This window comes from Bacillus sp. SA1-12 (assembly GCF_000981385.1).
Taxonomy (GTDB): Bacteria; Bacillota; Bacilli; order Bacillales; family Bacillaceae; genus Metabacillus.
On sequence record NZ_LATZ01000120.1, the window covers coordinates 306,860 to 326,256 of the forward strand.

Genomic DNA, 19,397 nt, shown 5'->3' on the forward strand with positions numbered 1-19,397 from the left:
AATATGTCAGGATGCATCAAATCTGTTTATCCCCTGTGCTTAAACGATATTTAGCGAGATTCAATTTGACGTGATTGAAAATCAATTGCTTTCGAATTTCGATAATCGGTTGGGGTAATTTTGACTTGTTTTCGAAAGAACCGACTAAAATGGGATAAATTTTCAAAGCCTGACTCTAATGCAACCTCTAAAATTGATTTGTCAGGATGCATTTCTAATAAATATTTTGCCCGATTGATCCTGCAGCTCATGAGATATTGCATAATCGTATATCCAGTGACATCCTTAAAAACCCTTGACATATAATATTTACTAATATTTAAATTATCAGCAATGTTATCTAAAGTAATGTTGCTATCAAGATGTTGTTCAATCCATTTTGCAATCCGGTTAGCGTGACTCGCTTTATCCGATTTTACAGTGGGTATTTTGACTAATCTCAGTTTGCTAAGTTCATAGATTTTAAATAAAAGCTGCACGAGCAGTGCTGAAACCTCTCCCTCTAAGAGTCGATTCTCAAAATTGGAAGCATTTGTCTTTATATTGTTTACATTTATTGCGGCAATTCTCTTCATTAAATCTTCTATTTCGGCAAGCTTTGCTGTCTCTCCCCCTCTGAACAAGCTGTTGCTCAGCATCTGAAAAGGATTTAATAATTCTGGAACTTTTAAACTGCTTAAGATCGGTCGAACCCATTCTGCTGAAAATTCGATTACACTTCGTTCATATAGTTTTCCAAGCTCAGGATTAGCACGATGCAGGGTTAACCCATTCATGATAATGATATCGTCCTCTTGTAAATAATGAATTTGATCACCAATTAGAAACTTGCAGTTTCCGCTATGGCAATAGTAAATTTCATAGCGGTCATGTGAATGGTAAGTAAATTCTTCTTTTGAGGAAACTTCGGTTTTAATTCGGTAATAAGCACGTATATTCCCTTCATTCATAACTCCCCCTCCTCGAAACTTAGCTTTGAAATGATTAGGAACCGATAAAAGAAAAACTGAATTTCACCGAAATTTCTTTATAAATTTATTCAAACAGATTTTGTAAAAATTGTTTTGTTTGATAGATTTCTGTTTCAAAGTCTTTCCAATTGCATTCAATTGAGACCAAGCCGTCATAATTGGCTTCCTTTAAACAATGAACAAACGTTTTATATGGATAAGTTCCTGTTCCTGGAGCAAATCTGCCTGAGTCCGCAACGTGAATATGTTTTAGAAGATCCTTAGCTGATACAAGATGTTCAATAGGTTCTTTTTCTTCATGCATATGATAGAAATCGGCAAGCACCTGGATGGAATCTCGGTTCACTTTTTTCGCTATTTCCATCGCTTCTGGAATACTATTAATCATGTTGCTTTCCTTTCGATTTAATGGTTCAATCACAACCGTAATACCTAACGGGTCTGCGTAATCGGCAACGATATCTAGAAATGTTATGATTTGTTCCTCACCTTTCACTCGTGAAAAAGCCTCTGGCAAAGAACGTGCTCTGCCGCTTCCAAACACAACCGTTCTAGCACCGATTTGTTTCACTCTACTTAGAGCTTTGTCAACATAACGTTCAACCGCTCCATAATTGACTTCATTTCCGACAATTTTTAAGTTCCCCGGTAAGAAAATGTTACACGCTTCAATGGGTAATGGACTTTGTTTATACGTATTAAAAATTCTTTCAAAGTCATCATCATTGTCAGGTACCAGTGAGACGACTGTACATTCTAAAAAATCAAAACCGGCTTCTTTAACAATGGCTGAATGGTTGATATCTGTACAACACCCGAATCTCATTTTTTCACTTCCTTAATTTAGAAGAATGCTTATTGAATACTCATTTTCTAAGTTCTAAAAAGATTTCGCTGCATTTTTGATAAAGAAAGATTTCGAACATGAAAACTCTTACCTTAATCATAGAGAATATTTCCTTATTTTTCTTTATCCCTATTGCTCTGATGAAAGGAAAGTTTTACTTAAATTGCTATAGTCATAATGACAGATTAAAAAATCTCTGAATGATTCGACTTATTTATTACGAAATCATGGATAAATTATCCTCCATTTCGAAAAAATACTACATATGTATCAATGTAAATAGGGAGGATCAAATGAAAATCCGTACTCCTAAATCATTATTGAAATTAACAAAAGATAAACAATCTGAGAAATACAATATGGAGTTAACAAAACATACTGCAGGAGCGATGGGTAATTCGCAGGATGAAAACGATATCCACCCAAACCTAACTGACAATTTAGAAAATATAAAGAAAACTCTGGGAAATAGTTCTGACATTGTCATAAGGGATTTTCATTCCGGAAATAATGGAAATATTCATTTAGGAATTATTTATACTGAAGGGTTAGTTAATAAAACATTTGTTCAGGATTTTATCCTTGAAACGCTTATGGTTGAAATTCGAGAGACAAACCTAAATCCAACAATGACAAATTCAGCTAATCTCTTTGACATTATTAAGTCGCATTCTCTCCCAATTGGGGAAATAAAGGAATTTAGTGATTTTCAAACCCTATTTTTCCATGTGTTATCAGGAGATACAATCATATTAATTGATGGTTTTCAAAAAGGACTTGCTCTCAGCACCAAAGGTTGGACAGACCGCGGCGTACAAGAACCTACTTCTCAAACAGTTGTAAGAGGACCAAAAGATGGCTTTTCAGAAACACTGCGGACAAATACGGCATTAATACGCCGGAGAATCAAGGATCCAAACTTATGGCTTGAAACAAAGCAAATTGGTGAAAAAACACATACTGACGTTGCGATCATGTACTTAAAAGGGGTTGTCAATGAAAAAACGGTAACAGAAGTGCGAAATCGACTAGATCGAATTAAAATTGATGCAATCCTTGAAAGCGGGTATATTGAAGAGTTTGTTCAAGATGAGGTTTATACCCCCTTTCCTACGGTTTTTAATACTGAGCGCCCAGATACTGTCGCTGCAGCAATTTTAGAAGGCAGGATTGCCATTCTTGTTGATGGAACACCCTTTGTGCTTCTTGTACCGGCGCTTTTAGTGCACTTTTTTCAATCAAGTGAAGACTACTATCAACGGGCTGACATTGGAACGCTCATTCGCTTACTGCGGTATTTGTCTTTTTTTCTAGCCCTGCTGACACCATCAGCTTATATAGCAGTTACTACCTTTCATCAGGAAATGCTCCCTACCCCATTGCTTATCAGTTTGGCGGCTCAACGCGAAGGTGTTCCATTTCCCGCTATTGTCGAGGCAGTAATGATGGAGTTTACCTTTGAAATCCTGCGTGAAGCAGGTGTAAGGATGCCTCGCGCGGTTGGGTCGGCTATTTCAATTGTCGGAGCCTTGGTCATTGGACAAGCAGCTGTTGAAGCTGGAATTGTCACGGCAACAATGGTAATCGTCGTTTCCTTAACAGCTATCAGCAGCTTTGTGTCCCCTTCCTTTAATATGGGGATTGCTGTTCGGATCCTTCGTTTCGGGTTTATGATACTTGCTGCTACTTTTGGATTATTTGGGATTATTTTAGGACTCATTGTAATGGTCCTTCATCTAAATAGTTTACGCTCATTTGGCATACCGTATCTTGCACCAAGTGCACCATTTATTTTAAAGGATCAAAAAGATAATATTACCCGTTTCCCACTTTGGGCTTTATTTGCAAGGCCTCGCTTAATTAGTCAAAAAGACACGGAAAGGGAAAAAACGCCCTCTCCAAAACCTTCAAACTAATAACTGTTGGAAATCCTTATACAAGGAGCATTCATATGAAAAAAATCATTCGTATTTTTGCTATTCTCATGCTAATTCTCAGTTTATTAACTGGATGCTGGAGCAGAAAAGAATTGAATGAGCTAGCAATTGCAACAGCTTTGGGAATCGATAAAACAGAGGATGGTTACCTTATATCCATCCAAATCCTTAATCCTGGTGAGCTAGCAGGTAAAAGCAGTTCAGGACGTACGGAAGTTGTAAGATTTATGAAAAGAGGCGAAACTGTCTTTGAAGCTTTGAGAAAAATTTCAATGGATGCACCAAGGAAAATATATGTTGCTCATCTTCGTGAAGTTATTTTTGGTGAAGAAATTGCAAAAGAAGGAATTGGAAAAGCTCTTGATTTTATTTCACGTGACCATGAAATGCGAACGGATTTTTATATAACTGTCGCAAAGGGTTCCACCGCTTCAGATATTCTAAATGTGCAAACCGCTCTCGAGAAAGTGCCAGCAAATAAACTATTTAGTGCCTTAGAAAATTCAGAGAAAAATTGGGCTGCAACTAAATCGGTTAAATTGGATGAATTAATCAACAGTATTGTCAGCAAAGGAAAGGAGCCTGTTTTAACAGGAATCTATGTATATAATGATCCCGAAGCAGGCAGTGATATTAAAAATGTGCAAAATGTCTCTCCGAAAACGGGTCTTAAAATCGACTCTCTTGCCGTTTTTGATAATGACAAGCTTATAGGCTGGTTGAATTTGGATGAAAGTAAGGGCTTTAACTATATTACGGATAATGTGAAAAGTACAGTGGTTAAGGTTCCAATGGAGGACGGTTCTATTTCAATTGAAACAATCCGTTCTAAGACAAAGGTCAAGGGGAAGATGGTTAATGGGAAACCAAAAATAAACATTACGATCAATACAGAAGGGAATGTTGGTGATGTTGAAAGTAAATTTGATTTATCTAAACCGCAAAACATCGATGAATTAAATGAAAAATACCAAAACGATATTAAAAACAAAGTAGAAACAGTAATAAAAAAAGTACAAGAGGATTATCAATGCGATATTTTTGGTTTTGGCGAGGTGATTCATCGTGCTGATCCTAAAGCGTGGAAACAGCTCCAAAAAAATTGGGACGAAGAATTCGCAGAATTAGCTGTAACTGTTAAAGTTAACGCAGATGTTCGGCGTTTAGGCACAATTACAGAATCCTTTCAAAAAGAAGCCGAGGAGTAATGACCATGTGGAACATGATAGGAATCGCGTTTATTGGAGTTCTTATTACTTTATTTGAAATCCCGCCCCTAATAAAAAAGAAATGGTGGAGAGAAATGATTGTCTATTTCTTGCTCCTTACAGCTGGTCTAACGTTGTGTATGTTAATAAGTGTTAATGTAGGTATTCCGACTCCTATGGATTTCATAACGAACTTTTATAATCCAGTCTCTTCTTATATCGAACGGATTTTATCTTAGGGGTGAATGAACATCATGCTAGAAAAGGGAAAAATTAGTGCCGGTGAATTTCAGGTGTTAGTTATCACATATACGATAGGAAGTTCGATTCTTGTAGCCCCATCTTTGCTTGCCAAGTTAAGCGAGCAGGATGCCTGGCTTGCTTCTATTCTTACATTGCTTATAGGTATAGCTTTCGTCCTCCTATACTATCGATTATCGGTACTTTACCCAGCAATGACCTTTGTCGAATACAATGAAAAGATTTTAGGGAAATGGTTTGGGAAACTCAACTCCCTTCTCTTTCTATTTTATTTTTATTACCTTTCTTCCGGTTTACTTAGAGAAATTGGGGATTTTTTGACAACTCAGGTAATGGTTGAAACGCCAATTGAAATGATTATGACTTTGTTTATTATCATTAGCTTATTTGGAGTGAAGCTGGGATTAGAAGTCATTTGCCGAACGGCCCTTATCTTTTTCCCATGGGTCATTGTTCTTCTTTTTCTATTACTATTATTTCTTATCCCTGAAATAAAGATTGAGTATATCGTACCAATCTTTGGTGCAGGCATAAAACCAATTATGTATGCAGCATATAGCAATCTAGGTCTCCCCTATTTAGAACTATCCATTTTTTTAATGATTACTCCTTATGTTTCAGAAATAGTTAAAGTGAAAAAAGCATTTTTTATGGGAACTTTAATCGGCGGTATAATCCTATCTATTCTTATATTGTCAACTATATTAGTATTAGGTCCTGATTTCACTCAAAGAAATGGCTATCCCTCTTATATATTAGGAAAAAAAATAAGTATAGGTGATTTTTTAGAAAGGATTGAAGTTATTGTAGCAATCATTTGGTTTTTTACGATGTATTTTAAACTAACAATTTGCTATTACGGAGTTTCTCTTGGTTTAGCCCAAGTATTGGGATTAAAAAATTATCACATCCTGCTTTACCCATTAGCGATTTTAATCATTGCCTTTTCAATTATTGCACATCCAGATATTGTTCACTTTCACCATTTTGTTGCTAAAACATGGTCTCCTTATTCCTTAACAATTTGTTTTTTTCTTCCAATGCTGCTATTAGTGATTGGAAAATTGAGAAAAAAGGCTGAAGCTTCCAAGAGCTTCAATCCATATTAAAACCTGTGCCAATACCTATGAAAGGAGAACTTCAGCAATGGTCCAAAAAAAGATTCAGCCGATTCAACTTTTTGTTGTTATGGTTTTATTTGAGCTAGGAAGTGCAGTGGTAGTTGGACTAGGGTTGGAGGCGAAACAGGATGCTTGGCTGGCCATTTTGATCGGAATGATTGGAGGACTGATCTTATTTTTCCTATACACCTATCTATACATGCAATTTTCAACCTTACCATTTACTAATTATTTGGAAAAAATCGTGGGCAAAATGATCGGAAGATTTCTTGCTATTGTCTATATCTGTTTATTTTTATACATTGCCGCAAGAGTTTTAAGAGATTTTTGTGATCTTTTATTAACAACGATTTTATATGAAACACCGGTTTTTGCAGTTGCTTCTTTAATGATGTTTGCCATTTGCATCGGGTGTTATTTAGGGTTTGAAGTAATTGTTAGAACTGCCGAAATTTTTTTTCCTTGGGTAATGCTTTTTGGATTTATGTTTATATTATTTACATTTATTAGTGGTTTGCCAAAATTTGAGAACTTGCAGCCAGTCCTTGAAGCTGGGTTGAAGCCTGTATTTCATGCTGCTTTTCCAACTATCGTCACTTTTCCATTCGGAGAAACCATTGTATTTACGATTTTCTTTCCCTATTTAAATCAGCAAAAGCAAGGAATCATGGCTGGTTATTTAGCCCTTATTTTTAGCGGCATCCTTCTAACTATCATTACAACCATTATGATCAGCGTTCTTGGACCTTTTTTAGCTTCAATAAGTACATTTCCTTTATTGCAAAGTGCCGGAAAAGTAAATATTGGTGAAGTTTTTCAAAGGCTTGATCCAATAGCTCTTATTTTATTGATTATTGGAGGCTTTTTTAAAATTACTGTTTTTTTCTATGGTGCTATTGAAGGAATATCTAGTCTTGTAAAAAAACCTAATTTAAAAAAGATCTCTATTCCTTTAATGGGCTTAGCTGTCATTATAATGGCCATTTTCATGGCCGAAAATTATGTAGAACATATCTATATCGGGATTGAGATTGTTCCAAAAATATACTTTATCCCTTTATTTATTGTTATTCCTTTTTTGTTGGTCATTATTGTCATTATAAAAAAGAGATTAAAAAAGTTATAAAAATCGTAAAATGGTTCGAGATAGAAAATAGATAATTTCCTCTGTTTCATTGTCTCTCCTTTTTTCTGTTAACATGAAAATATGCAGCCTCGTTACCACCAAAAATGATTGAAGTCCCTTTTTGTGTAACTCATGATTCATGTAAATCCAGAATATCCTTATTTCTAAAAAATTGTTGTTTTTTTTCGTATTATAGAAATTTACTGTGGAAGGGATGATTGAGCGGATGTTTGATAATCCAGCAGGACAGGGGTGAGAACCCGCAGGAGCTGTGCCCTGAGAAGGCTCCCCGCCCGCACTGAGGAAGCGAGCAACCTGGAGATTCAATCAACCATACCATTGTTAAAAAGCAACATGGTTTACGAAAAACAGTCTTCTAAAAAGAAAAGAGTTTGCTGCAGCAAACCCACTCTACCCTCTAATTAAACATAGCATATTATTTCTTACTGCTTGTTTATCTTTCTCATATCCCCATATACAAGACATTCCACCGTTGACCATTTAGATCAGTAAAACCGCAGCCGCACTTCCAGTCTTGGTGTTCTTTTAGGCTCAGCAGAGATCGTAAGCCATTAAATTCGTAAGCCCTATTTGCATTATAACTTTTTTGTTTGGGTATGATTCTCTTTTTTTGAACTCCGCTGAATTTGATCGCTTTTTAACAGAAAAAGAAGTAGCGCGCGGCAACAGTTAAATAATTGATATCTGTACAAAGGCTGCTTCCTGCCAGATTTTCATGTAACTTTACCAAAAACAAAAATTATACGCGAATTGTTTTTAACGCAGCAGACCATGTAATAACTTGGTCCAACATTCCATTTATATTATTAAGATGGAGCTCAGCAGGTTTAAATTGATTGAAGTTCTGAAAGTCGGTAAAGATAGATAACGTTGGATGGATTCGAACGTCCGCAACATGCAGTTCTCCTAAAATTCCACGTAAATGCTCTGCAGCGCGGGCTCCGCCTGTTGAACCATAGCTTACGATGCCTGCTGCTTTATCATTCCATTCTGTCCGAATAAGATCAAGTGCATTTTTTAATACGCCTGAGATGCTGTGATTATATTCAGCTGTTATAAACACAAATCCATCCAGACTATCAATTTTCTCTGACCAGGCTTTCTCCTGTTTTTCCCCGCCTGGTTCTCCTAAAAAAGGTAACTTGTAATCTGCTAAATCAACGATTTCATAATACGCATCCCCGCGTTTTTCAGCAATTTCTTTGACCCAATTTCCTACTTGCGGACTTACTCGTCCTGGGCGTGTGCTTCCTAAAATAATTCCAATTTTCAATGCTTCATTTTTCATCATTACTTCCCTCGCTATTCATAAAGTTTTTTTAAAGGCTATGTGCGACCATCTGCACTATTTTATTTATATGAATAGGCTGCATCACATCCTTTCATTTTTTATCGTGAAAAATTTGTACTATGCTTTTATCCTTGTATTTAATTGGACTTTGTTTCTATATCCCTTGGCAATCATAAAATAATAGGTCAAGAGAATTCCTGCATGCAAGATAAACAATACAAAATATATGTTGCTGTATATAAAACTAGAAGAGTCAGATACAAGAGGATTGATATGGTTATTTGCTCCGATGTCAACAATCTTTGCATAAATTCCTGTTGCTATACTGGCAGAAATGAAATTTGTCATCGATAAAAGCCCCATTCCTACTCCTGTTTGTTCCTTCGGCAAGATAAAAGATACAAAAAGAGTCATCGCGATCATCATAAAAGTTTGCCCGACATTTCCTGAAATCAAAAAGCCTGCGATCCATATCGGGGAACTTTCGGTGAAAGTAAAAAGTAACAGAAAACAAATGATCAACAATCCTGAAGCTATAAAAAACAAATAGGAAGTTCCTTTTTTGTCTGCTAGGCTTCCACCCTTTCGTCCCAAAACTGCTGAAGCAACAGCTGCAGGAACGAGCGCAAATCCTATCCAGTTTGAAGATAGGTTCTGTACAGCAGAAAGAAGTATGGGGCTTAGAAAATATAAGGAATAACCAATCGCATTGACCAGAAAGAATAGCACTAAACTAAATGTATACTGTTTGTTTTTAAAAAGCTTAGGCTGAATGAATGGATCAGTTGCTTTTTGAATCCGTGCAATAAAGAGTATTAGGAAAAGTAAGCTACCTGCCAGGAAGAACCAAGAACCATTTGAAACACCCAATAGTAACATGACAATGGTCCCGCAAAGACTTAAGCATCCAATCCAATCGAAGCTCCCACCTTCACCCACCTCATCCCCGAGGTATTTTCGATAAAATGGAAGAACAAGCAAGATAAGAAGTGTGATACTGAATAACCATCGCCAATGGGCTATGCTAATAATAAGTGCTGAAATAATAGGACCGACCGCTGTTCCGATTGCCAAGCCTGATGCGGCCATTCCAGATGCATACCCCCTGTTTTTTGGAGGGAAATAACGAATGGGTATAATCATAGCTGTGGCGGGTATAGCTGCAGCTCCCATTGCCTGCAGACATCTTGCAACAAGGATGAGCCAGAAAGTTTGGGAAACAAGGCCAAGCAGTGATCCCCCTGCAAACAACAATAGTCCAATGGTCAGTAATTTCTTTAATTTGTAAAGGTCAGCAAGTTTCCCGTAAGTCACTGCACCTATTGCATATATAAGACCATAAGCGGAAGAGATCCAACTTACTTCCGAGATGCTTAACTCAAATTCCTCGCTTATTTGAGGGAGCACAATGTTAAAAATGGTACCGCTCATAGCTGAAAAAATAAGCGTAATCATTAGTAAATAGATTAATTTTTGTCTATTTGCCGTTATTTTTGTTTCCATCATAAACCTCCATGCTTCATTTTAGTATGTCAGCACTGACTGACACTGTGGGTAAATAAATACTAGGGAGTTAAAGCCCTAGCAAATAGTTGGACACTCTCTGTCACAAACTCATCAAGTGAAACCGTAGTAAAGCTTGATGAGTGATCCAAATTATTCATAAAAGCACCAAAGTTCATAAACATGAATGAAAGGGCCTGCACATCAGCCTTTGATTGGATCATTTTCCCCATTTCCTGCATTCTCGAAAAATATTGTGTCAGAATGTCCAAAAATTGTTTCGGAGGTTCCTGGGTAGTTTCCAAAAATCCAGGCGGTAAATTTCCTGCTTCTTTAATGCTGATTTGAATCATTTTTCGATTTCGATTCATAAGTTCATGGTACTTGCGACTAATCAAAAGCAAATCAGTTTGTAGATCCCAGACCAACTTTTCGTTATAAAGTGTCTTCATTTCCTCTGAATAATGAAATCGTTTAAAGGCCGTTTCAAGCAAATTTTGTTTACTTCCAAAATGACGGAATAATGTTTTTTCACTAAAACCAGCTTCTTCCGCAATTTCCTTTGTTGTCACACTATTGTAGCCTTTTTCTGAAATTAAATTGATTGCTGCAATCATCATTTTGTCTGAATTGCTTAGCTTTTGCTGGCTTTCCATGTTATCACCCTTAATTTAAAACTTTTCTCAGGTTTTAGCGGCAGTAAAACTCTTCTGTTTAAAGTCTCACTGCATGTCAGTGATCACTGTCATTATGTTTTTATCATATGATGGATGTTAATTATTGTCAACATTTTTTGTATTTCTCACAACATGACCTTTTACTTGTTATTCCTCCACACCCCGCCATGGCAAGCAGTGAAGCCGCATGATTCGTAAAATTTTAAGTGTTTCGATTGAAAAGTCAAAGTAACAATTTCTAATCCATACCGCTCAGCTTCACTTAATAGGTATTTTACTAACTCAACCCCAATTCCTTGCCTTTGATAGTCAGGATGAACGAGTATGTCCTCCATATAGCCATGCTGTAGCCCCATTCCTGAAATATAACCGAAGCCAATCAGCCTTTCTTTTTCGTCTCGTACTCCCGCCCAGAAATTGCAGCGTTTAAACAATATAGAATAATCTTCATCACGTCTTTCCCAGCCAATCACTTCCCTTAAATCAGGCACTTCATGGTTAGCTATGTAAGAATTTATTTTTATGGAATATTTCATGCTTTTCTCTCCCAAAATCAATATTTGTAAAAATAAATAACAGCAACTAATTAACTTTCAACTAATATATTACATTATTTAGAAAGTTTTATAATTTGCTTCATCTTTAGGTGTATGAGATGTATTTACTGTCGGCATGATGGTGTTAAATGCCTTATCCGAATTTACATTTATCCATTTTGCAAAGTCATTGTGTTCTTAATCAGTACTAAGAAGATTTGTTCTTTGTCTCAGGATTCTCGTCCGGATAATTTATATTTCCACTGAGCTAATTATTTTCCAGCCGTCTATATCAAAGCCACCCATTTTGTCTAAAACATATTTAGATAGTTGTTTATAATTGTTTATCATTTCGAGGTTTTCTTTCTGTTCTATTGCTTTGATAAACATGTTACTGAATTCAGTGTCTGGAAAAGTATCTTTTAGATATTTTTCCTTAAAGTCAGTGTTTTTTAGATAGGAAAGGATTTGATAGGGTGGAATAAGTTCTAATCCTAGATAAAGACAATATTGATTAAATAAATTTGATAATGAATGATAGTATATAAGATAAAAGTCCGGACTTTGTTGTTCGTAACAATCTTGTAAATTGTCACAGGTGTCCCATATTCCATATTTTTTGATTTCTTGTAATATATAGTTAGGTTTTTCATGTTTTTTATTGATCCATTCCTGTGCTTCTCGTTTTAGCTCCTCAATGACTCCCGTTTTATCAAAAAGAACTTGACCAGTAAGAAACTGAACCATAGACATAGTTCTGTGATCTCTAAAATCCTCTTGAAAATATTGACGAATTTGCCTCGGGGGATTGACAAAATATTCGATAAGATACTTGTCAATTTGTTTATTGCCTCTTTCTCTCCAGTTTGCTTCATCAGATAAAAGGATATGCACGTCTATATCTGATCGTTTAGTCGGATTACCGGTCACATAACTTCCGCAAACGAGTGCTGCTATTACGTCGTTTCTATCTATCCACTCTTTTAAAAATTTATGGAGGGCTTTTTCCCACTTTTCCATTTGCGTTTCCCACCTTTAGTTCCATTCATCAGTATTCTCTCTATCAGTATGGCAATCACTTTATCTTGATTGTTGATTTCCGCTAAAAACCAGTGGTCTGGTGAGATTAGACTTACTCTCCTGATCATAATTTCCTGTCCCTTTGAAGTCTCACGCTGTCCCCCCAATCAACTTATTGCTAAATGCAACAATGAGTATTAATATTCCTTTTGTATATAAAAATAGGATTGCCGAAGCAATCCCAATCATTCATTCAACTAATCTTAAATTGCATTTGATATAAATGGGCATAGGTACCTTCATATGCCAGTAATTCTTCATGTGTTCCTTCTTCATCAATGCCATGATCTGTTAAGACAACAACCCTTTTGGCATTTCTAACCGTTGATAATCTATGAGCAATCACAAATGTTGTTCGATTTTTTGCCAGATCGTCCAACGCCTTTTGCACAACTCTTTCACTTTCATTATCCAGAGCACTTGTTGCTTCATCAAAAATAAGAATAGGCGGATTTTTCAAAAAGACGCGTGCAATGCTCAACCGCTGTTTTTGTCCACCAGATAAGGTTACACCACGTTGACCAATATCAGTCTCATACCCATCTGGTAATCCCATTATAAAATTATGGGCATTAGCCTTTATTGCTGCCTCAATGATTTCCTCTTTACTTGCATTTGGTTTACCATAGCGGATATTGTCCAGAACGGTTCCGGCAAATAAATAGACATCTTGCTGGACTACACCTATGTTTCGTCTTAGAGTGTCCAGGCTAATATTCTTAATATTTATCCCATCAAGTAAAATTTCTCCCTCTCTAACGTCATAGAAACGGGGGATGAGCGAGCATAATGTTGTTTTACCGGCACCAGATGGGCCGACTAATGCAATATAGTCTCCTGCTTTAACGTCTAGTGAAATGTTTTCCAAAACATAGTCATGGGTATCAAGATACTTGAAGCCGACATTTTTAAACTCTATATTACCTTTTACATCTTTTAAATCAATCGCATCTCTTGAGTCTTGAATATCAGGCTCAATTTCTAGAATTTCCATAAAGCGTTCAAAGCCGGTAATGCCTTCCTGGTACTGCATTGTCATATGGGTTAATTTTTGTAAAGGCTCAATGAGATAACCAATGTATAATAAAAATGTGATTAAATCCGCCAAATCTAAGGAAGCATTTACAATGTTAACACCGCCAAATACAATAACTGTTATTGTAATAAGCTGGATAAACGTTTCCATTCCATTGTATAAATAGGCTTCATTTCGATACGTGCTCTTCCTGCTTTCAAGAAAGCGATTATTTTCATAGGCGAATTTTTCCCTTTCAATGTCTTCATTGGCAAATGACTTTACAACTCGGATCCCCGAAAGGCTATCCTCCACCTGTGAATTAATATCAGCAATTCTCGCTTTATTTCTTTTTATTGCAAGATTTATTCGTTTATTTAAAATCAAGGCAAAAAACGCCATTGGCGGTAAAAACATAAAGACGGCCAACGTTAATTTGACATTGATCATCATTAAGATAACAAAAGCACCGATAAACTTTACAAGATATCTAAGGTAATCCTCGGGACCATGATGATACAATTCAGATAATAAAAGTAAATCGTTTGTAATTCTTGACATTAGCTGCCCTGTTTTTTGCTTATCGTAAAAACGAAAGGATAATTTTTGTAAATGATCAAATAATTCACTGCGCATATCACTTTCCATCATAGCACCTAGCTTATGTCCCTGATAATCTGAAAAAAAGTTACACGCATTTTGTATCAAAACCAACAAAAGCATCAAAGCACCAATGATGTAAATTTGATTTAGCGCATGGGAGATGTTTCCTTCCAGCACATCTTTTGTTATATATCGTGTCAATAATGGATAGCTTAACGAAATGACAGACACGATTAATGTACAAGTTAAAACAGCCGAAAACAATCTTAAATACGGTTTGTAATAGGAAAGAAATTTTTTTAATCGATTATTCATTTTTTGCTCCTTGTATGTTCGAGTTCCTCATTCTTGTTCATGCATCCGTCTCACATATAAGGGCAAACACATATTGTCAGTTAATGAAATGCTGCACCCTTATATGTTTGTTCTTCTTTAGTTACAAATTTTTTCATCATAGTAGCCTCCTTTTTTCTCGTTAACTAATAATATTCCGTATTTTTTTTGAAATTCCTTTTATTTTTTTAGGGTATTAGTGTTCTTTTTTGTTTGGAGCTTATTTCGGAAAAATGCAATACAAAGTAATAACAATGGAAACAGAATTTGCAAAGGTATATGAAAGTATAATGTGAAAAAATCTAAGCCAATTTCATTATGACGAATTTGATTCGGTGCAATTAAAAGTGATAAGGGTGTTATGATCATACCCATTCCAAGGAATACAGAACGATTTTGTTTTAATTTAAAAAGTTGGGCAATCCCAACTGCTGATCCGAAAGTCCATCCGCCAATTTTAAAAAACACGCCAGCTAACATCGTTAAAATAACCAATGCATCAAATCTTTCCAAGAAATCAGCAATGGAAACCATTCTGGCAGCTGTAAGAAGAGGAAAAAAATCTTTTTTGTATATTTCAGGACCTAGTACAGATAAAACCATGATTAAATTAACGGTCATAATCATCCCGGTAAGGAATATGGCTGTCATTCCAACTATTCTTTTTTTATTCATTTTGTTTAAATATGGGAAAAACATCGTAATGATGATTGCTTCTCCAAACGGGAAGGTTAATACCATTGGAAACACTTCATTCATGATCGGTTTTAGACCATTTCCTAAAATAGGGGTAAGCTGCTGTATATCGAATTCTCTTACAGTTAGTAATAGAACCCATATGATACTTAAAGACATAAGATAAAATGGAATTACGGCTTCTCCCATTCTGCCGAAGGACTCAACTCCACCTCGAAAACAATACACGATTAAGATCATAAAACTTCCTATTACGACTACCATGGGTGTTTTAACCAGCATGGATGCTGCTAATATCTCAGCGAAATCTCGACATGCTCGAGCAGCTAAATATGTAAAATAGCCAATATAGATCAAAATAAACGGGAATGCCAAAAACTTCCCGATGATTTTTGGTATCATTTGAATCAACGTATCATTTGGATAATAGTTCGATAATTTCGTATAGACAAACATTAAGATAAAGCCGCCTAACATTGAGACTAGAATAACAATCCAAGCATCTTGTTTGGCACCTCCACCTAAACCAAAAACAAATGTATTCCCTATTTGGAATCCAACGATCACATAAAGTAATTGGAGTGCACTGATTTTTTCCTGCTTCATTCTACCACCCCAAGGATTGAAATGCTTCCATTAAATTGTAGATAGTATATACAATTTAATGGTATCTTATCCAAAAGCAGGGTTTGAAGGTAAGTTTGCACGGGGCAGTTTCAAAAGGGCTTGTTCTTTTTTGACCTGCACCGAAAGATGATGGTGAAAAAGAACTACTTACCTGTTTTCTTTAGATATAGATAAAAAACATAATCAGTGCCAATACCTTGATAACCTAATTGCCGAAGCATAGCAGTAATATTACCTCGGTGGTAGGTTCCATGATTGACAACATGCTGGACTAACTCAAATAGATTTGTATCTAGCCGTCCGTATGTTGGATGCTCAGGGAATATTCCTTGACCGTAGTCATACTGTTCAAAAAAAGCTTTCATTTCCGTTGATAGGTCAGAATACAAAGTCTCCATTTCTTCTAAACTTTTTCCGTTGACCGTCTCACGTAACTGATTTGTTTGTTCAGCGATTTCGTGATAACTTTTGTTAGACATGACACCTAACCATGTGATATCGGTTAAATACACATGCACCATGACCTTAGAGATTGATGGAAATACGCTTTGAATCTCCTGATCGAAAATGCTGCTCGGTAGTTCCTTTAAGTGTTCAAAAATCTTTTGGTTTGCCCATACATGATAATCATACAGTTGGATCGTTTGCTGTTTCATTTGTCATTCTCCTCGCTCTAATAGAGATCAACTTCCTTATTTAAAGTTCTATACTAATCGCAAAATCCCTTGTTTATTATGGTATTTATTGTAAAAAATGTTGGTTCACGTTCTATGTTGTAAAGGTTATTAGAAGCGTATTTTTTATTGGAAGTAGCAAAAAAAAAGAGCCCTGCCATGGCTCCTGTAAAGTTGTTATTATGGATTTATTTCGTTAATTGTTTGCGGTCCTCAATTTGCGGGGGTTCTTCCAACCAGCCATTTTTTAACATTATTTTCGCTCCTTCCCTTGCGAAGGAGTAGATGTCTTTTGCCAAAATGGCCATTTTAAACGGGAGGTCACTGCGTAAACTAAAAGCACTTCCAATTGCATTGCTTCCAAGCCCAAAAGAAGAGAGCAAGCTTGTATTGTATAACATGATTTTATCCGAAAAAGGGGCTGTTTTCGAAGCTGTGGCTTTCCCTGCATGACTGGCTGGCGGTTCTATAAAGCTTTGCCTTAAAAATTCACCTAATTCTATTTCAATCTTTTTAGATAAGTTTATTCCTTTTGTAAGGTATTGCTTCACTTCCTCATCAGAAGCCACTTGAGCAAACCCTATCATTAATTGCATGCCAACAAGGTTTGTTTCAATGGCATGATGAATAAGTGAAACTTCAACAGTATTTAATGATCTTGTTTCACCCAATGGATTTAATCCGCCTAAATAATGTTTATCTTTTACAAATGTAACTTCTTTTGGCATACTGACTAGCGGCGGCCGTACCAATATTCCTTTTCCTAAAAGAAATTGGGTTGTTTGGCTGTTCATTTTTTGGGATTCTTTCGTCAATTGAATAAAAAATTCCTCAATATCCTTTCGATAAGACATCCCTGTATAAAGGGCAAAAAGACTCATTTCAACTTTTGTCATCATATGCAAATACACAATATCAAACAGATAATCAAAAAGCTTTGGAACCCCTTTATGAACATCGCCTTCTGAAAAAGCTATCGGCAATACCGCACCTTCCTGTTGAAAGATATTTTTCATTTTATCTATATTTTCGACTGTCTTAATATAATACTCTTGCAATAGCTGTATTTCATCATCGTCAGCGTGTTCTATAAAATGCTCCAGCATTAGTAGAATCATCGTTTTTTCCTGGTAAGTCATCCACAAATTAGCTAATTCTGAGGATGAAATAGGTGCTTGACTTGAAGGCATATCAACCCTCCTACTTTTTTTCTTTAATATGTCCTATTTTCTTTTTTATATAAATAACCATTGGTAAACATACCAGTTCGAATGAACAAAATGCCATACAATAGTAAGTTTCAATAAAGTCAATAAGTGTTCTGCTCCCTCTTCTCATAAATTATTGAGGATAGAAATTTTTTCTACGTAAAAAATAGGAAAAATGATGATATCGGAGGGGTAGGAATGTCTTCGGAAATGAAAGAGAAATGTGGTGTTTTTGGGATTTTTAATCATCCAAAAGCAGCAGATTTAACGTATTACGGTCTTCACGCTTTGCAGCATCGCGGCCAGGAAAGTGCGGGAATTGTGGTTAGTGATGGCAAATCATTTAGGCATCATCGTGGAATGGGGTTAGTGACCCAAGTGTTTTCACGAGACATCCTTAATGGCTTAAGTGGCAATATGGCTATCGGTCATGTTCGCTATTCAACAACAGGCATGAGTTTATTGCAAAATGCACAGCCTCTTGTTTTTAAATATAGTGAGGGCGATTTAGCTGTGGCTCATAACGGAAATTTAGTCAATGCGGGATTTGAAAGAAATATTTTACAACAGCAAGGGAGTATTTTTCAAACAACGACTGATACTGAGGTCATTGCCCACCTTATTGCCCGTTCTAAGAAAAAAATGTTTGGACAAGCAGCCCCAGAAGTTTTGAAAAGACTCGACGGATCATTTGCCTTATTAATCATGACAGAAAAACAAATGCTTATCGCTCTCGATCGGAATGGTTTACGTCCTCTCTCACTAGGAAAAATTGGGGATGCCATTGTTGCTGCTTCAGAAACGTGTGCATTGAAAGCTGTTGATGCGAAATTTTGGCGCGATGTAGAGCCCGGTGAATGGCTTTTAGTTGATGAACACGGTGTGAAAACAGGACGGTTTGCTGCAAAAGAAAACCTGTCTCTTTGTTCGTTTGAGTTTGTGTATTTTGCGCGTCCTGACAGTGTCATACAAGGGAGAAATGTTTTATCCATTCGCAAGGAGCTTGGACAGATCTTAGCAAAAGAGCATCCAACAGAAGGGGATGTGGTAGTCGCAGTTCCTGACTCAAGTATCCCTGCTGCTATTGGATTTTCCCAACAATCAGGGATTCCCTATGAAATGGGCTTAATAAAAAACCCCTATGCTGGACGGTCCTTCATAGAACCAACTCAGGAATTGCGGGAATTAGCCGTTCGCCTTAAACTGAGCGCGGTTGAAGAAATACTTGAGGGGAAAAATGTAGTTCTAGTAGATGACTCTATCGTAAGAGGTACAACCAGCAAGCGTATTGTTCAATTAATTCGGCAGGCTGGCGCAAAGGAGGTTCATGTCCGAATTAGTTCTCCAATGGTTAGAAATCCTTGTTTTTATGGAATTGATATGCCGACAAAAGAAGAATTATTTGCTAATGTACATGAGCATGAGCAAGCAATGGGCAAAGCGATCGGGGCAGATTCATTGGCTTTCTTAAGTACCGAAGGATTATTAGAGGCTGTAAAAGTAGATTTGGCTGAAACGAGCAGTCGTTGTGCAGCATGCTTTAGCGGAGCCTATCCAACCAAACTTTACCTTGAATAAAATATATTATTTGTTAAGAATAATCTAGACGGAATGATAGATGATAACATTAAAAAGATTTTGATTGGTAAGCTTTAAAGGAGG

Annotated in this window: 17 protein-coding genes; 6 read left to right on the forward strand and 11 right to left on the reverse strand. The window is 36.3% G+C overall.

Annotated elements, in window-relative coordinates; all coding sequences use genetic code 11:
* Nucleotides 1-50 precede the first annotated feature (50 nt).
* Together WQ54_RS23385 and WQ54_RS23390 are read right to left on the reverse strand one after the other, a co-directional pair.
* Complete coding sequence (locus WQ54_RS23385; protein ID WP_046587838.1) at nucleotides 51-950, reverse strand: AraC family transcriptional regulator; 900 nt, start codon at nucleotides 948-950, stop codon at nucleotides 51-53.
* Nucleotides 951-1,035: 85 nt separating this feature from the next.
* A complete protein-coding gene (locus WQ54_RS23390; protein WP_046587840.1) occupies nucleotides 1,036-1,797 on the reverse strand; it encodes a sugar phosphate isomerase/epimerase in 762 nt (253 codons plus the stop codon).
* A 410-nt stretch (nucleotides 1,798-2,207) separates the two neighbouring features.
* Here WQ54_RS23390 and WQ54_RS23395 point away from each other — a divergent pair, with 410 nt between their 5' ends.
* Genes WQ54_RS23395 through WQ54_RS23415 form a run of 5 tightly spaced genes read left to right on the forward strand, consistent with a single transcriptional unit; the run spans nucleotide 2,208 to nucleotide 7,471 of the window.
* On the forward strand, nucleotides 2,208-3,734 hold the full coding sequence (locus WQ54_RS23395) for a spore germination protein (RefSeq protein ID WP_231597633.1): 1,527 nt from the start codon (nucleotides 2,208-2,210) through the stop codon (nucleotides 3,732-3,734).
* Between the two features lie 35 nt (nucleotides 3,735-3,769).
* The gene (locus WQ54_RS23400) at nucleotides 3,770-4,963 is read left to right on the forward strand and encodes a Ger(x)C family spore germination protein (protein WP_046587844.1); all 1,194 of its coding nucleotides are present in this window, start codon (nucleotides 3,770-3,772) and stop codon (nucleotides 4,961-4,963) included.
* A 5-nt stretch (nucleotides 4,964-4,968) separates the two neighbouring features.
* Nucleotides 4,969-5,202: a hypothetical protein gene (locus WQ54_RS23405; protein ID WP_046587846.1), complete on the forward strand. Its 234-nt coding sequence runs from the start codon at nucleotides 4,969-4,971 to the stop codon at nucleotides 5,200-5,202.
* Between the two features lie 15 nt (nucleotides 5,203-5,217).
* Nucleotides 5,218-6,333 carry an endospore germination permease gene (locus WQ54_RS23410; protein ID WP_046587847.1) on the forward strand — a complete coding sequence of 372 codons (1,116 nt, stop codon included), beginning with the start codon at nucleotides 5,218-5,220 and terminating at the stop codon, nucleotides 6,331-6,333.
* 37 nt (nucleotides 6,334-6,370) lie between these two features.
* Nucleotides 6,371-7,471, forward strand: coding sequence for a GerAB/ArcD/ProY family transporter (locus WQ54_RS23415; protein WP_046587849.1), 1,101 nt, complete (start codon nucleotides 6,371-6,373; stop codon nucleotides 7,469-7,471).
* A 760-nt stretch (nucleotides 7,472-8,231) separates the two neighbouring features.
* On the opposite strand, the gene WQ54_RS23425 is transcribed toward WQ54_RS23415, so the two are convergent.
* From WQ54_RS23425 to WQ54_RS23465, 9 genes are all read right to left on the reverse strand, one after another.
* Nucleotides 8,232-8,780, reverse strand: coding sequence for an NADPH-dependent FMN reductase (locus WQ54_RS23425; RefSeq protein ID WP_046587852.1), 549 nt, complete (start codon nucleotides 8,778-8,780; stop codon nucleotides 8,232-8,234).
* Between the two features lie 120 nt (nucleotides 8,781-8,900).
* Nucleotides 8,901-10,289: an MFS transporter gene (locus tag WQ54_RS23430; RefSeq protein WP_046587854.1), complete on the reverse strand. Its 1,389-nt coding sequence runs from the start codon at nucleotides 10,287-10,289 to the stop codon at nucleotides 8,901-8,903.
* 59 nt (nucleotides 10,290-10,348) lie between these two features.
* Entirely contained in the window at nucleotides 10,349-10,942 is a 594-nt protein-coding gene (locus WQ54_RS23435) for a TetR/AcrR family transcriptional regulator (protein ID WP_046587856.1), read from the reverse strand.
* Between the two features lie 161 nt (nucleotides 10,943-11,103).
* Entirely contained in the window at nucleotides 11,104-11,499 is a 396-nt protein-coding gene (locus WQ54_RS23440; RefSeq protein WP_046587857.1) for a GNAT family N-acetyltransferase, read from the reverse strand.
* A gap of 252 nt (nucleotides 11,500-11,751) precedes the next feature.
* On the reverse strand, nucleotides 11,752-12,519 hold the full coding sequence (locus tag WQ54_RS23445; RefSeq protein ID WP_046587859.1) for a nucleotidyltransferase domain-containing protein: 768 nt from the start codon (nucleotides 12,517-12,519) through the stop codon (nucleotides 11,752-11,754).
* A 253-nt stretch (nucleotides 12,520-12,772) separates the two neighbouring features.
* Complete coding sequence (locus tag WQ54_RS23450; RefSeq protein ID WP_046587861.1) at nucleotides 12,773-14,512, reverse strand: ABC transporter ATP-binding protein; 1,740 nt, start codon at nucleotides 14,510-14,512, stop codon at nucleotides 12,773-12,775.
* 198 nt (nucleotides 14,513-14,710) lie between these two features.
* Nucleotides 14,711-15,832, reverse strand: a complete 1,122-nt coding sequence (locus WQ54_RS23455) for an endospore germination permease (protein WP_046587863.1) — start codon at nucleotides 15,830-15,832, stop codon at nucleotides 14,711-14,713.
* Nucleotides 15,833-15,996: 164 nt separating this feature from the next.
* Nucleotides 15,997-16,509, reverse strand: coding sequence for a DinB family protein (locus tag WQ54_RS23460; protein ID WP_046587864.1), 513 nt, complete (start codon nucleotides 16,507-16,509; stop codon nucleotides 15,997-15,999).
* Between the two features lie 206 nt (nucleotides 16,510-16,715).
* Nucleotides 16,716-17,717: a DUF3231 family protein gene (locus tag WQ54_RS23465; protein ID WP_046587866.1), complete on the reverse strand. Its 1,002-nt coding sequence runs from the start codon at nucleotides 17,715-17,717 to the stop codon at nucleotides 16,716-16,718.
* Nucleotides 17,718-17,933: 216 nt separating this feature from the next.
* Between WQ54_RS23465 and purF the strand changes: the two genes are divergently transcribed.
* A complete protein-coding gene (gene purF, locus WQ54_RS23470) occupies nucleotides 17,934-19,313 on the forward strand; it encodes an amidophosphoribosyltransferase (protein WP_046587868.1) in 1,380 nt (459 codons plus the stop codon).
* The last annotated feature ends 84 nt before the right edge of the window (nucleotides 19,314-19,397 follow it).

Bases quoted from the DNA above. Each gene is read 5' to 3' on its own strand.
- WQ54_RS23440 (WP_046587857.1), bottom strand. From the start codon at position 11,499: ATGAAATATTCCATAAAAATAAATTCTTACATAGCTAACCATGAAGTG.
- WQ54_RS23445 (WP_046587859.1), bottom strand. From the start codon at position 12,519: ATGGAAAAGTGGGAAAAAGCCCTCCATAAATTTTTAAAAGAGTGGATA.
- WQ54_RS23425 (WP_046587852.1), bottom strand. From the start codon at position 8,780: ATGAAAAATGAAGCATTGAAAATTGGAATTATTTTAGGAAGCACACGC.
- WQ54_RS23455 (WP_046587863.1), bottom strand. From the start codon at position 15,832: ATGAAGCAGGAAAAAATCAGTGCACTCCAATTACTTTATGTGATCGTT.
- WQ54_RS23430 (WP_046587854.1), bottom strand. From the start codon at position 10,289: ATGATGGAAACAAAAATAACGGCAAATAGACAAAAATTAATCTATTTA.
- WQ54_RS23385 (WP_046587838.1), bottom strand. From the start codon at position 950: ATGAATGAAGGGAATATACGTGCTTATTACCGAATTAAAACCGAAGTT.
- WQ54_RS23435 (WP_046587856.1), bottom strand. From the start codon at position 10,942: ATGGAAAGCCAGCAAAAGCTAAGCAATTCAGACAAAATGATGATTGCA.
- WQ54_RS23400 (WP_046587844.1), top strand. From the start codon at position 3,770: ATGAAAAAAATCATTCGTATTTTTGCTATTCTCATGCTAATTCTCAGT.
- WQ54_RS23405 (WP_046587846.1), top strand. From the start codon at position 4,969: ATGTGGAACATGATAGGAATCGCGTTTATTGGAGTTCTTATTACTTTA.
- WQ54_RS23460 (WP_046587864.1), bottom strand. From the start codon at position 16,509: ATGAAACAGCAAACGATCCAACTGTATGATTATCATGTATGGGCAAAC.
- WQ54_RS23395 (WP_231597633.1), top strand. From the start codon at position 2,208: ATGGGTAATTCGCAGGATGAAAACGATATCCACCCAAACCTAACTGAC.
- WQ54_RS23450 (WP_046587861.1), bottom strand. From the start codon at position 14,512: ATGAATAATCGATTAAAAAAATTTCTTTCCTATTACAAACCGTATTTA.
- purF (WP_046587868.1), top strand. From the start codon at position 17,934: ATGTCTTCGGAAATGAAAGAGAAATGTGGTGTTTTTGGGATTTTTAAT.
- WQ54_RS23465 (WP_046587866.1), bottom strand. From the start codon at position 17,717: ATGCCTTCAAGTCAAGCACCTATTTCATCCTCAGAATTAGCTAATTTG.
- WQ54_RS23390 (WP_046587840.1), bottom strand. From the start codon at position 1,797: ATGAGATTCGGGTGTTGTACAGATATCAACCATTCAGCCATTGTTAAA.
- WQ54_RS23410 (WP_046587847.1), top strand. From the start codon at position 5,218: ATGCTAGAAAAGGGAAAAATTAGTGCCGGTGAATTTCAGGTGTTAGTT.
- WQ54_RS23415 (WP_046587849.1), top strand. From the start codon at position 6,371: ATGGTCCAAAAAAAGATTCAGCCGATTCAACTTTTTGTTGTTATGGTT.